The organism is Pelomicrobium sp. (assembly GCF_036803785.1).
Taxonomy (GTDB): domain Bacteria; phylum Pseudomonadota; class Gammaproteobacteria; order Burkholderiales; family UBA6910; genus Pelomicrobium.
The window spans coordinates 24,475-36,596 of the sequence record NZ_DAIRTR010000009.1; the positions used below are offsets into that span (position 1 = coordinate 24,475).

General features: G+C 59.2%; 12 protein-coding genes. 7 read left to right on the top strand and 5 right to left on the bottom strand.

Features of this window, described 5'->3' with window-relative positions:
* Window positions 1-126 precede the first annotated feature (126 nt).
* Window positions 127-1,593, top strand: coding sequence for a 4-hydroxy-3-polyprenylbenzoate decarboxylase (gene ubiD / locus V7Q81_RS02110; RefSeq protein ID WP_333839942.1), 1,467 nt, complete (start codon window positions 127-129; stop codon window positions 1,591-1,593).
* A 121-nt stretch (window positions 1,594-1,714) separates the two neighbouring features.
* Here ubiD and V7Q81_RS02115 read toward each other — a convergent pair whose 3' ends face one another.
* The 3 genes from V7Q81_RS02115 to V7Q81_RS02125 all read right to left on the bottom strand — a co-directional run bounded on the left by V7Q81_RS02115 (window position 1,715) and on the right by V7Q81_RS02125 (window position 4,970).
* A complete protein-coding gene (locus V7Q81_RS02115; RefSeq protein WP_333839945.1) occupies window positions 1,715-2,782 on the bottom strand; it encodes a cytochrome-c peroxidase in 1,068 nt (355 codons plus the stop codon).
* A gap of 68 nt (window positions 2,783-2,850) precedes the next feature.
* A complete protein-coding gene (locus V7Q81_RS02120; RefSeq protein ID WP_333839948.1) occupies window positions 2,851-3,591 on the bottom strand; it encodes an SCO family protein in 741 nt (246 codons plus the stop codon).
* The gene (locus tag V7Q81_RS02125) at window positions 3,591-4,970 is read right to left on the bottom strand and encodes a selenium-binding protein SBP56-related protein (protein ID WP_442954734.1); all 1,380 of its coding nucleotides are present in this window, start codon (window positions 4,968-4,970) and stop codon (window positions 3,591-3,593) included. Before V7Q81_RS02125 ends, V7Q81_RS02120 begins: the two co-directional genes overlap by 1 nt.
* Before the next feature lie 376 nt (window positions 4,971-5,346).
* Here V7Q81_RS02125 and V7Q81_RS02130 point away from each other — a divergent pair, with 376 nt between their 5' ends.
* The 5 genes from V7Q81_RS02130 to V7Q81_RS02150 are packed head-to-tail and all read left to right on the top strand — an operon-like array spanning window position 5,347 to window position 9,909.
* On the top strand, window positions 5,347-6,159 hold the full coding sequence (locus V7Q81_RS02130) for an ABC transporter permease (RefSeq protein ID WP_333839953.1): 813 nt from the start codon (window positions 5,347-5,349) through the stop codon (window positions 6,157-6,159).
* A gap of 57 nt (window positions 6,160-6,216) precedes the next feature.
* Window positions 6,217-7,053, top strand: a complete 837-nt coding sequence (locus tag V7Q81_RS02135; RefSeq protein ID WP_333839969.1) for an ABC transporter ATP-binding protein — start codon at window positions 6,217-6,219, stop codon at window positions 7,051-7,053.
* 14 nt (window positions 7,054-7,067) lie between these two features.
* The gene (locus V7Q81_RS02140; protein WP_333839955.1) at window positions 7,068-7,901 is read left to right on the top strand and encodes an ABC transporter permease; all 834 of its coding nucleotides are present in this window, start codon (window positions 7,068-7,070) and stop codon (window positions 7,899-7,901) included.
* Window positions 7,886-8,749, top strand: coding sequence for an ABC transporter ATP-binding protein (locus V7Q81_RS02145; protein WP_333839958.1), 864 nt, complete (start codon window positions 7,886-7,888; stop codon window positions 8,747-8,749). The genes V7Q81_RS02140 and V7Q81_RS02145 overlap by 16 nt, the downstream gene beginning before the upstream one ends.
* Window positions 8,750-8,793: 44 nt before the next feature.
* The gene (locus V7Q81_RS02150) at window positions 8,794-9,909 is read left to right on the top strand and encodes an ABC transporter substrate-binding protein (RefSeq protein ID WP_333839960.1); all 1,116 of its coding nucleotides are present in this window, start codon (window positions 8,794-8,796) and stop codon (window positions 9,907-9,909) included.
* Window positions 9,910-10,029: 120 nt separating this feature from the next.
* Here V7Q81_RS02150 and V7Q81_RS02155 read toward each other — a convergent pair whose 3' ends face one another.
* Together V7Q81_RS02155 and V7Q81_RS02160 are read right to left on the bottom strand one after the other, a co-directional pair.
* On the bottom strand, window positions 10,030-11,133 hold the full coding sequence (locus tag V7Q81_RS02155) for an IS256 family transposase (RefSeq protein ID WP_333839962.1): 1,104 nt from the start codon (window positions 11,131-11,133) through the stop codon (window positions 10,030-10,032).
* Window positions 11,134-11,157: 24 nt separating this feature from the next.
* Window positions 11,158-11,367, bottom strand: coding sequence for a hypothetical protein (locus V7Q81_RS02160; protein ID WP_333839964.1), 210 nt, complete (start codon window positions 11,365-11,367; stop codon window positions 11,158-11,160).
* Between the two features lie 172 nt (window positions 11,368-11,539).
* Here V7Q81_RS02160 and V7Q81_RS02165 point away from each other — a divergent pair, with 172 nt between their 5' ends.
* Complete coding sequence (locus V7Q81_RS02165; RefSeq protein ID WP_333839965.1) at window positions 11,540-11,989, top strand: OsmC family protein; 450 nt, start codon at window positions 11,540-11,542, stop codon at window positions 11,987-11,989.
* Window positions 11,990-12,122 lie beyond the last annotated feature (133 nt).

Consider the following 12,122-nt stretch of genomic DNA (forward strand, 5'->3'; position numbering starts at 1 on the left):
CTTCCTCGGCGGGCGTCGGGCCGATAAAAAATCCCCGTGATGTCGATTTGTTTAACACTCCCCTCGCGAGGGCCGCAGAGACGGCCCTTCTCCTATAATGGCGCGAGCCCTAAGCCCGTCTTTCCCATGAAATACCGCGACCTGCGCGACTTCCTCTCTCACCTCGAAGCCTTGGGGGAGCTCAAGCGCGTGGGCGTGGAAGTCGATCCGCGGCTGGAGATCACGGAAATCTGCGATCGGGTGCTGAAGGCGGGAGGGCCGGCCCTCCTGTTCGAGCAGCCCAAAGGGCACACGATCCCGGTGCTGGGAAACCTCTTCGGGACCCCCCGGCGGGTGGCCCTGGCCATGGGGCAGGAATCGGTAGAGGCCCTGCGGGAGGTGGGGCGGCTCCTCGCTTACCTCAAGGAGCCGGAGCCGCCCCAGGGCTTTCGCGACGCCCTGGACAAGCTCCCCCTGCTCAAACAAGTATTGGCCATGGCGCCGAAGGAGGTCTCCTCGGCCCCCTGCCAGGAGGTGGTCTGGGAAGGGAGTCAGATAGACCTGGGCCGCCTGCCGGTGCAGACCTGCTGGCCCGGGGACGCGGGGCCCCTCATCACCTGGGGCCTCACGGTCACCCGCGGCCCGTACAAGAAGCGCCAGAACCTGGGGATCTACCGCCAGCAGGTGATCGGACCCAACCGGGTGATCATGCGCTGGCTGGCCCACCGGGGCGGGGCGCTCGACTTCCGCGACCATTGCGAAGCCCATCCCGGCGAACCCTTTCCCGTGGCCGTGGCCCTGGGGGCCGACCCCGCCACCCTCCTGGGGGCGGTGACCCCGGTGCCGGATACCCTCTCAGAGTACCAGTTCGCAGGGCTGCTGCGGGGCAGCCGCACCGAGATCGTCAGGTGCCTGGGCAGCGATCTCTCGGTGCCCGCCTCCGCTGAGATCGTGCTGGAGGGGGTGATCCGTCCAGGAGACACGGCCCTGGAAGGACCCTTCGGCGACCACACCGGCTACTACAACGAGCAGGAGCGCTTTCCGGTTCTCACCCTCGAGCGCATCACGATGCGTCGCGATCCCATCTACCACTCCACTTACACCGGTAAGCCCCCCGACGAGCCCGCAATCCTAGGGCTCGCGCTGAACGAAGTGTTCGTGCCCCTCCTCACCCGCCAGTTCCCCGAGATCGTGGACTTTTATCTCCCGCCCGAGGGCTGCTCGTACCGACTTGCGGTGGTCTCCATGAAAAAGCAGTACCCGGGCCATGCCAAGCGGGTCCTATTCGGCGTGTGGAGCTTTTTGCGCCAGTTCATGTACACCAAGTTCATTCTGGTGACCGACGACGATGTGAACGTGCGGGACTGGAAGGAGGTAATCTGGGCCTTGACCACCCGAGTGGACCCGGCCCGGGACACGTTGATCGTGGAAAACACCCCCATCGACTACCTGGACTTCGCCAGCCCCGTGTCGGGTCTGGGCGGCAAGATGGGGATCGACGCGACCCACAAGTGGCCCGGGGAGACCAGCCGCACCTGGGGCAAGCCCATCGTCATGGACCCGGAAGTGAAGAGGCGGGTGGATGCCCTGTGGGATTCCCTGGGCCTCGGGTGAGCGGACTTGCCCGCTCGTCGGGTGCGTTGAGCCGAAGGCGAAACGCACCGATCCGACTATGGTCTCGGCAGGGGGCGTCGAGCGCAGGGTGCGCTGAGGGTAGCGAAACGCACCGACCCGGCTAGGGCGCCGCCCGGGCCTCCCGGGCGAGCCGCTCCACGTTGTCCCCGGTGAGGGCCTTGAGGAAAGCCACCAGCGCCTGCTGCTCCTCGGCCGTCAAGCCAAGGGGTTTGAGGCGGGGATCCCTCAAGGGATGGTCGAACCCGCCTCGGTCGTAGAACGCTACCACTTCCTCCAGCGTGGCGAGCGATCCGTCGTGCATGTAGGGGGCGGTGAGGGCGACGTTGCGCAAAGTAGGGGTGCGGTAAGCCCAGCGGTCCCGGGGATCGAAGGTGACCTCGAACCGGCCCGTGTCGGGGATGGGAGGCTCGAAATCCTGAAGCATCTTCTCGTCCACCTCCACGGTGAGCCCCGGGGCGAGCCGTACCGAGCGCTTGCCCCTGACGCCCATGCTGCGGGCCCAGCCGACACCGGTATTGTGGAAGGCGTTGTCGGTGAACAGAGCATATTTTTCCCCCACGAGGTGGCAGGCGGTGCAGCCCGCCTTGCCGCGGAACACCTCGAAGCCGCGCTGCGCTTCCCGACTCAGGGCGCCCGCCTCCTTGCCGTAGTACCAGCGGTCGAAGGGGGCATTGGCGGAAAGGAGGGTACGCTGGTAGGCAGCGAGGGCCTGGCCGACGGTCAGCATGTCGGGGCCGCGGCCGAAAGCTTGTTCGAACAACCCCTTGTAGTCGGACAAGGTCTGAATTTTCTCGATCACGTAACCGACCGAAGGATTACCCATCTCGTTGCGGGCGAGGAGCGGGCTCCACACCTGGTTTTCCAGGCTCGTCTCCCGGCCGTCGTGGAACAGGCGCATTGCATAGGCCACGTTGTATAGGGTGGGGGCGTTGCGCCGCAGGCTGCGCCCTTCCAGGCCGATGGGGGTCGCCAGCTCGTTGGAGGTGAAACCCTGCTCCGGCACATGGCACATGGCACAGGAAAGGGTGCCGTTGTGGGAGAGCCGCCGGTCGAGAAAAAGCTTACGCCCCAGCTCGATTCTCGCTGGCGTCAACGGGTTGTCGGGGGGCAGCGGCACTTCCGGCAGCCCCAGGGGCGGTGTCGGGCGGAAGGAATCCTTTGGACGCATGCGAGCGTCATGCCCTCCCTGACACGCCGAAAGCCCGACAGCGCAGGCGAGCAGGACGGCCGTAGCCCTCATCGTGGGACGGGTCCTTCCTCCATGAGGAGGGTCTTGATATCGTTCAGCACCACCGCGGGCAGCAGATAAGCGGTGGTATAGATCTCCCGCACCCGGCGGGCCTTGTCGATCAGGAAGACCTTGAGCACGTGGTTGTAGAAGCCCGTGGGCTTGCCGCTCTTCTCGTCCAGCTCGATGGCCACGTCCTGGCCGTAGCCGTCCAGGAGGGGTAACAGCTCCCTCAGGGAGGCCGTGGTGAGGAAGTCCCAGGCCACCGCGCCTTGACGCCCGGCCAGGAACGTTTGCTGCCCGGCCAGGACCTCGGGCGTATCCCGCAGGGGATCGAAGCTCACGCTCACCAGCCGCACCCGGCCGCGCAGGCGGGCATCCTGCTCCACCGAGCGCTTTACCTGTTGGAACACGTAGAGGGCATAAGGGCAGCCCCCCGCGTCGGCGCAGGAAGTGTACATGAAGGTGAGCAGTGTCACCTTGCCGCTGGTGAACTCGGAGAGTTTCCGCTGTCGGCCGTGGGCGTCGAGCACCGGCCCGTCGGCGGCCCGCATGATGGGGGGAAGCGCGTAGGTCCCCGGCGCCGGAGGCACGAAGTCCATGACGGGGACCGCGGTCTCCGCCGCGAGCCGGTCTTTCTCCCCGTGGGCCTGGGCGGCGGGAACGCCTAGGAGGAAAAAAACGCCTCCTGCAAGCAGGAGGCGAAGGCGCTTGGGGAGGTTATCGTTGGCGATGAGCCGGATAGCCATCACTCCTTCACCGCGAGTTTGGTGTGGTCGGAGGGCAGGGCCGCCTCCAGGGGTTTGAGCTTCTTCAGGTCCCGCACCTGGAACTTCATGTGATGGGCGCGCCCCAGCTTTTCCTTGTAGAAATCGATATGGAAGGCGAGCTTGAGCGCCTTGCCGTCCCAGTGATACATCTTGAGGAACTGCTCGTCCTCGGCGCCTTTCTTGTCCCAGTTGGCGAGCAGGGAGCTCGTGAAATAGAGCCGCTTGCCATCGTAGCTCTGGGACACCATGTTGACCTGGGAGCCGATCTTTTTCGCATATACTTGCTTGGGTTTCAGGGGATCGGACATGTCGAAGTAGCGCGCCGTGCCATCCATGAAAGTATTGACCCATAGCCCCTTGGCGTCGCTCCTCAGGCTGATGTCCACCGGCAGGGGCACTTTCGCCGGATCGCCGATGTCCGCCACTTTATGGGCCTGCCACTCGCCCGTGGCATCCTGCTTGAAGACCCACATGGCGGAAGTGAGGGCCGCCGTGGTCACGGCCCAGTTGTCACCGGGCTTCCACGACCAGCGCACTTCCAGGGGTGCCCCCGGGGTGTGGAAGATTTTGATGGGCTTCATCGCCTTGAAATCCCAGATGACCGAGGTGTTGCCGAAGCGCTTCATCGCCTCCTGATCCTGGATCAACTTGCCCAGATCCATCATGTAGTTGTTCCACCCGGTGAAGGAGGTGGTCAGCATCACGTTCTTCTGGGGATTGATCCCGATGTCATAGCCGTAGCCGTCACCCTTGATGCCGCCGATCTCGCTCAGGGGCATGTCGTACTTGGCGACGAACTCGCCCTGGTTGTTGTACACGGCAATCCCGGTAACGCCACCGTGGTCACGGTTGTTGGACAGAGCCTGAATCAGCATGCGCCCGGGAATGGCGTAGAAGGTATGAGGGCCCACGTAGCCGGTCTTCTCCGCCAGGTCGGTGATCGTTTTCACCAGCTTGGGTTTCGCCGGATCAGTGGCGATGTCGAATACGTAGATCTTGCTCGAATCGAGCTGCCCGGCCCACAGATAGCGGCGATCGTCGGAGAGCCCCATGTGGTGCGCTTCGCCTCGGCTGCCCACAGAGACGGTATGGATCACCTTGCCGAAGGTTTTGGACTTGGGGTTGACGTCCACCGTCACCAGCTTGTCAGAGCCGTCACCCACCCCCTCGACCCCGAGGGTCCAGACATAGACGAATTCCTCCTGCCCCTTGATCAGGGGCGTGAACGGAGAGCAACTGGTCTCATCGGCGGCAGCGGGAGCGGCGGGCAATAAGCCCGCCAGCACGAAAGCGATCGCCAGAGCAACGATAAATGATTTCGTTCTCCATCCAATGCACCGCCTTGAGCTCGTGAGCATAACAATTCTCCTCAACTATCGGTGAACGTGGCTTAAGCTTATTAAGCTCTTGATCGCGGGAGACTGGGCCAAATCAACCAGCGCCCAAGCATACAACCTGTCGCGCTTTGGCGCGACAGGTTGTAACCCGTGGGGAGGCATCCCTTCAGCACAAGCATAAGAAAAAAATACCGAGCCCAGCAATGCGGAAGTCTACTTACATGCTAAGGAACCTCCCTCATCGCTCTAGGACAATTCCCAATTCTGAGTAAAACGAAAAAAGAGTAGCTTGGATAGCGTCAGAATGAACCTTGCCCGGCGCCATCACTTAACCAGAATATCATTTGTGTGTGTAGTCGGCTCCGGTTTTAAACCCTGCTGCGCATCGGGATAATTCATGAAAGCCATAGAGTTCCTGCAAAGCCGTAAATTGTGGATGAACTGCGCAGGAATTTTGGGGTTTCTGGCTGCGTGGTTTTTAAGTGTCAAGTTGTTGCCGTTCGAATCTTTCAGTCGGATGCCGGACCCCGTGCAGGTGATCGCCGAATGGGTCAGCCCTGATCCGACTTACGGGGTTTCGGTTTTTACTGAAACGTACTACTACCACATCTTGTACAGCACGTATCGGGCCACAGCAGCATTTTTCTTGGCGGTTGCAGTAGGCGTTCCGCTCGGGATCCTGATGGGCTGGAATAAGAGTTTTCACGACTTTACTTCGGCACTTCTGGGGCTGCTGCGTCCGATCCCGCCGCTTGCCTGGATTCCGCTGGCCATCCTTCTCCTTCCCGGTATAGAGATGGCGGTCATCTATGTCTGCTTCCTCGTGGCATTCTTTGCGACCACCCTTAATACTCTAGTGGGCGTGAGATCCATCGATCCGGATTACTTTCGCGCTGCAGCCTGCTTAGGAGCCAGCCGCAAAGACGTCCTGCTCGACGTGATCATTCCAGGTGCCCTGCCCAATATCTTCACGGGACTGCAAATTGCCATGGGGGCTGCATGGTTCTCTCTGGCGGCCGGGGAAATGATCGCAGCCCAGTACGGGCTCGGCTTTCTCATCATGGAGGCTTACAACCTGATTCAGGTACCGACGATAGTGATTGGGATGGCCACGCTAGGCATGCTCGGGTATGTCAGCAGCGCGCTCATTCGCCTGGCAGGTAATCGACTGATGCGCTGGCGCGAGGAAGCGATCGGGATAAAAGGGTAAGGTATGGCGCCTTTTTCGAGAGCCAAGTTTGCGCCTCAAGGCGAAGGCGGTCGTGAAATGGGGGCTGGCCCAGTTGCCGGGGCGGTATCGATACGCAAGGTGTCAAAAACCTATGATCCGGACGGCGCCCAAGTAGTTGCCTTGCACGAGTGCAGCGCCGAAATCTCGGCCGGCGAGTTCGTTGCTATCGTGGGTCCGTCTGGTTGCGGCAAGAGCACGCTACTGAACATCCTAGCGGGGTTCGACACGCTGACAGCAGGAGAGATTTATCTCGATGGCATGCCATTGGCAACTGTAGATAGCTCGCCGCGGCCGGGACCGGATCGGGTGGTCGTTTTTCAGCATGGAGCACTTTTCCCGTGGAAGACCGTGTTAGAAAACGTCATGTACGGCCCGGTAAGACAAAAAATCCTGACAAAGGATGAGGCCAAGAGAAAAGGGCTTGCTCTTTTGCAGCGCTGTGGTGGCCTTGATCGCGTTGCCAGCTCTTATCCGGCCCAGCTCTCATCTGGCATGCAACGTCGAGTGGAGATTGTTCGCGCGCTAATGAACGACCCAAAGGTGCTGCTACTTGACGAGCCTTTCCGGGCTATGGACACGGTGTCGAAAACTACCATGCATCAGCACCTACTGGAGATATATGAGTTATGCAGAAAAACCATTGTATTTATCACCCATGACTTGGAAGAGGCGATTTACCTTTCCGACACTGTGCTTATCATGACCACGCGGCCAGGAAAGATCAAGAAGGTGCTAAGGGTCAATCTGCCCAGGCCGAGGGCGTTGGAGATGATGTCATCGCACGTCTATATAGACCTCAAAAGACAAGCGGCAGCGGAAGTGCATGAAGAGGCCAAAAAGGCCTTCGAGCGTGGTGAACGGGAACAGGCTTAGGAGGAGAATGAAAAGTGAAGGCCGCCGAAGAAAACGCTGGCAAAGTCATTGGTGTCCCCGCTGCTCAGCCAAGCAAGCGCCGTGCTGGGCGTTGGATGAAGTACTTTAATTGGCGGGGCGCGGTTTCGGTAGGCTGCTTCATTCTGCTTTGGGAAATTCTGGCGAGAACGAGGGCGCCCGGTTTTGAAACAATCCCAACGGTCTTGGAGGTGATAGATACGTTCTGGATGGACTACCTATCGGACGCCAAATATTGGCAGGCGTGGGCGGCCAGCTTCGAGCGCGTTGCATATGGGTTCGTAATTTCCCAAGTGCTAGGCATTCCCCTGGGTCTGCTGCTTGGGACTCGCGAAAAATTTGACGAGCTTGTGTTTCCGGTAGTCGAGATTTTGCGGCCGATCCCACCGCTCGCATGGGTACCGATATCGATCCTATTTTGGCCCACGAACGAGACGAGCATCGTGTTCATCACTTTCATCGGGGCATTTTTCATCATTGTGATCAACGTCCGCGACGGCGTAAGAAGCATAAAGAAGGAACACCTCTGGTTAGCTATGTCCCTTGGCGCTACACCGGCGCGTATCTTTCGTCGCATCATCGTTCCTTCCGTTATCCCGTCGATCGCGGTTGGCATGACGGTAGGCATAGCGGTGACCTGGAACGTGCTGATCGCCGCGGAAATGATCGCTAGTGACGTTGGATTGGGCAGGCTCACCTGGGAAGGCTACGTGAGCAATACCCCAACAGTAGTCATTATTGGCATGATCAGCATCGGCTTGGCCGGCTACCTGTCTACTTTGGTGGTGACCTACGTGGAGAAGAAGATGATGCCTTGGCGGCAGAAGTAATGGACCTGTTGGAGCTCGGCATGGTAGCGAAGTCGACGGGATGGATCAAAGTCGAAGGTGTAGCAAAGGCGTACCGGCAGAAAGATACACCGCCAACGCCAGTCCTGGAAAACTGCGCCTTCGAAGTCGAGCCGGGAAAACTCACGGTCTTGATGGGGCCATCGGGATGCGGTAAGTCCACGCTTGCTTATATGATTGCAGGCTATATCAGCCCGGACCGAGGGACTTTGACTATCGACGGAATTCCTATTAAGGGTCCTGGGCCAGATCGCATCATGGTGTTTCAGGAAACAGCCCTGTGGCCCTGGATGACAGTCATGGAAAATGTGACTTTTGGACCGGCGGCGCATTCTTCCCTTTCGCGCATCGAGGCACGCAAGAGGGCTGATGCGCTTTTGAAAAAGTTCGGCCTCAGTGAATTCAAGGACAAATATCCGGGACAACTTTCGGGAGGAATGAAAAGACGTGCCGAGCTCGCTCAGGCTCTGATTAATAATCCCAAGGCTATGATTTTGGATGAGCCATTTAGGGGGCTGGACGTCATGACAAGGGAGTTGATGCAAGAATATTACATAGGACTTTTTGAGGAGATACACCTTACCACCCTTTTCATAACCTCGGAACTGGAAGAGGCCATTTTCCTGGCCGATCGGGTACTGCTCCTCGGCGGCACGCCCAGCCGAGTGGTGAAGACGTTGGAAGTGGGTTTGCCGCACCCTAGAAGGTTCGAAATTTTGACGAGTGAGCGATATCTCGAAATCAAAAAGGAGTTGATGGAGGAGCTGTATCGGGATCAAAGCAATTGCGCAGCCATGAGTAACGACGCTCGGATGGAACAAACTGCCTGAAAATCTAGCCGCGCTTGAGTTGGTGTTGCCAAAGGAGTAGACACATGGAGAAAAGAACGCTTGGTCGATTCACACTGGGAGTTGCGCTCGGGATTGGCCTGCTGTTCAAACAGGCAGCCATGGGAGCGGAGCCAGTGCACATCACCTACGGCTATCATCCCTATTGGACGGGAGCCTGGTACGGGGTGATTCTTAAGGCGCAGGAGCTGTGGAAAAAGCATCTGCCCCCGGGCAGTACCGTAAAGTTCGAGCCGCACTTGACCGGTCCGCCCATGGTCAACGCGATGCTAGCTAACAAAATGCAGATTGGAACCATGGGCGATATGCCGTCGTTAGTCGCAACGACCAAGAAAGACATTGCAGACTTGAGGCTTGTCTCGGTCACGATGTTCAGTAAAGGGCAGCACTGCGAAAAGATATTGGTTCACAAAGGCGCGCCAGAATTCAAGGACTATAAGGAGGCCATGCAGTGGCTTAACGGCAAGCCGTTCGCATATCACAAGGGTACCTGTGCTAACCGCATCACGGAATCGATTATCGCCAAGGGAGGCTTCAAGCCGTCGAAGATTTTGATCATGCCGATTGAGGTCATCGCAAGCAACTTCGAAGCGGGCAAGCTTACTGCCGCCGCCATGTGGGAGCCGCACGCGAGACGGGTGGTGGAGAACGGTCATGCGAGATACGCGGCGACCTCTGCGCCATGGGAGGAGTACGATGCGAATTTCACCTCGATGCGCCAGGATTTTATCGAAAAGCACCCTGAGGCAGCCATCGGATGGTTGAAGGCGGAGATCGAGGCGCTTCAGTTCATGTTGGCAAATCCTCGAGAAACGATTCGAATCATTGCGAAGGAACTGACGGGCTATGATGAGAAAACGGTATGGGCTTCGCTGTATGAAGGTCTTCCGGCCAATATAGGCGGCAATCCAGTGAACTATGTCGCCAAGTTGACCTTCGATGAGGAGGTGCTTGATCTCATGAGCAAGGGTTACAAGTTTCTTCATGAAATTAAAGTAATACCATCTCCGCAGATGCCGCCCAACGCCATAAACGATGCGCCTCTTAAAAAGGCAATGCAGGAATTGGGAGCAAAAGCGCCCTTGGGTGAAATTCGCGGGCAGCCGCGAGAAGCCTTCGCAAAGCTGATGGCTGGGAACTGATGGTTGGGAATTGGCGTGGGATAAGGAGCGTATTTCATGTTTCATAGATGGGAGACTTTCCAATTTTCGGCAGTGTTCCTCGCTTAGTTGAAAGTGCGAGGTGGTGGGATGGCCCATAGGCTAGGCGACCTTGCGTGCAAGGTCAACGCGCTTCTCGTCGGCGGACCAGCCGAGCGCCTGGCGCAGGATCCACAGGTCGCGACGGCCGTGGATCCTGCGCCAGCCTTTCTCAGCTTCCAGGTAGCACACCGCGACCCAGCGCTCGATCATCTCGCCGTCGCACCAGCGCGTGACGTTACGCGCGATCGCGCGCAGCCTCCCGTTTCGATTTTCGATCAGGTTGATCGAGGCGAGGCAGCGCATGAGTCTGGGCGTGAGCCCCAGGGCATTGACGGTGGACAGCTCCTCAATCCCCTCCAGCAGGCTCGCCGCGGCCTTGGGGTGGTCGCGCTTGAACCCCAGGGCCTGCTGCTTGAGCTTCGCCAAACCCTCCTTCGCGGGGAGCTTGAAGGCGGCGTTCATCGTCGCCTTGAGCTGGGGCTTGAGGGAGTCGGGCAGGTAGTCGAGCACGTTCCTGAGCTTGTGCACGCGGCAGCGCTGCACCAGGGCGCCCTCGCCGAAGGTGCGCTCGATGGCGGCTCTGATCGCCTTCGAGCCGTCGATGATGAACAGGCGCTTTCTCCCGGGGTCGAGTCCGCGCTTGAGCAGGTCGGCGAGCAGGTTCGTGACCACCGTGGCGTTCTCGGGGGCTCCGAGAGTGAGCCCCAGCAGGTGTTTGTCCCCGCCGGCGGTAACCCCGATTGCCACCACCACGGACTGCCCGGCGATCACGACGCCGTCGATGTACACGGCGAGAATGTCGAGCGCCTCGAAGCGGCGCGCCATGAGCCCCTGCAGCAGCTTTGCCCCCGCTGCAATGAGCTTTCGCAGCCGCTGGCTGCGGGAGACCCCCACGGTCTTTGCCATCTTCGGCAGCACCGTGGCGTAGCGGCGGGTGGAAACCACCGCGAGCAGGATCTTTCTCATGCGGGAGGCGGCCTGTGGGTCGCCACGCATCACCTCATAGGCCGGGATCGGCACCTCGCGTGCCCCCGGCCCTTTCGTCCGAAGCCGCGGCCGGGCGACTCGGAGCTGCCACTCCAGCAGCTCAACCCGCCCCGGCTGCCGGCCATGCCACACGAGCTCGCGCTCGACCTCCCGCCCCTGGCTCTTCGACCCCGCCACCGCCTGCGCCGAGAGCGTGAGCAGCTACTCGACAAGCGCCTGGCCCGCCTCGGCGAGCAGGTCGTTCAACTTCAGCTTGCACTCCGAGAGCCGTTGCGCCAGGCGCATGAGCGCCAGTCCTTGGGCGTGGAAGAATTCGGCGATGCCCGCCTCGTCGCCTCGATCGAGCACCTGCGACAGACTTCTGCCGCGCACCCTCGCGCGGCCCCGACGTTTCGTGTTACGGCTTCTCATGGCGGTTCTCCTTTCGTGAGCGTCACGTTTTGGCGAACTCGACTCTCTCAAATCCACCGGGGAACCGCCGCCGCTCAACTTTCAACTACAGCTAGGACACCCCCAATTTTCAGCGCGCAAAGCAAGGACGCAATTGCCCTGAAATGAACCTGTGCTCAGTGAGAGAACCTTTATGTCTGACAAAAGCGAAGACAAGCATTATGCGACGTCCTACTGGAGCCCTCAGGACGGCTACAAGTCATTTACGCCCTACGGCGAGATCAAAATGTTCGAAGAAGGCGGTCATCGCGCTGTAGAGGTCATGCTACTTGCCGTAGCCGCATGCCTGAATTACTACCTGGTTGAATATGTCAAAGACCGCAACCTTCCGATAACGAACATCGGTGTTAAATGCAATGCAGAGATGACCGAATACCCAGAGAGGGTATCTAAGATAACTACTAAAGTTTCTATTCAGGGAGCGATTAGCGAACGCGAATGCAAAAAAATGGTCACCATGTGCGAGCGTGCTTGTAAAGTTGCAAACACTCTTAAGTATCAGCCGAAGATCGAGGTTGTCATTGAACAATCTGGCGATGCTTCTGCCGCTGTGCCGGAGAAACGTACCCCGGTAAGCGGATAAATGGCGCAAGAAGTAACAAACAACTGCCCTGGAGCGCATCAGGAGCAAAAAGCTGCAGACTTCTACAGGTCGCTATGCGCTAAGGAAGGTCTGAACAAGTAGCCGCGAATGATCGTGACCACGGTGAATATTG

Bases quoted from the DNA above. Each gene is read 5' to 3' on its own strand.
- ubiD (WP_333839942.1), top strand. From the start codon at position 127: ATGAAATACCGCGACCTGCGCGACTTCCTCTCTCACCTCGAAGCCTTG.
- V7Q81_RS02115 (WP_333839945.1), bottom strand. From the start codon at position 2,782: ATGCGTCCAAAGGATTCCTTCCGCCCGACACCGCCCCTGGGGCTGCCG.
- V7Q81_RS02120 (WP_333839948.1), bottom strand. From the start codon at position 3,591: ATGGCTATCCGGCTCATCGCCAACGATAACCTCCCCAAGCGCCTTCGC.
- V7Q81_RS02125 (WP_442954734.1), bottom strand. From the start codon at position 4,970: ATGCTCACGAGCTCAAGGCGGTGCATTGGATGGAGAACGAAATCATTT.
- V7Q81_RS02130 (WP_333839953.1), top strand. From the start codon at position 5,347: ATGAAAGCCATAGAGTTCCTGCAAAGCCGTAAATTGTGGATGAACTGC.
- V7Q81_RS02135 (WP_333839969.1), top strand. From the start codon at position 6,217: ATGGGGGCTGGCCCAGTTGCCGGGGCGGTATCGATACGCAAGGTGTCA.
- V7Q81_RS02150 (WP_333839960.1), top strand. From the start codon at position 8,794: ATGGAGAAAAGAACGCTTGGTCGATTCACACTGGGAGTTGCGCTCGGG.
- V7Q81_RS02160 (WP_333839964.1), bottom strand. From the start codon at position 11,367: ATGAGAAGCCGTAACACGAAACGTCGGGGCCGCGCGAGGGTGCGCGGC.
- V7Q81_RS02165 (WP_333839965.1), top strand. From the start codon at position 11,540: ATGTCTGACAAAAGCGAAGACAAGCATTATGCGACGTCCTACTGGAGC.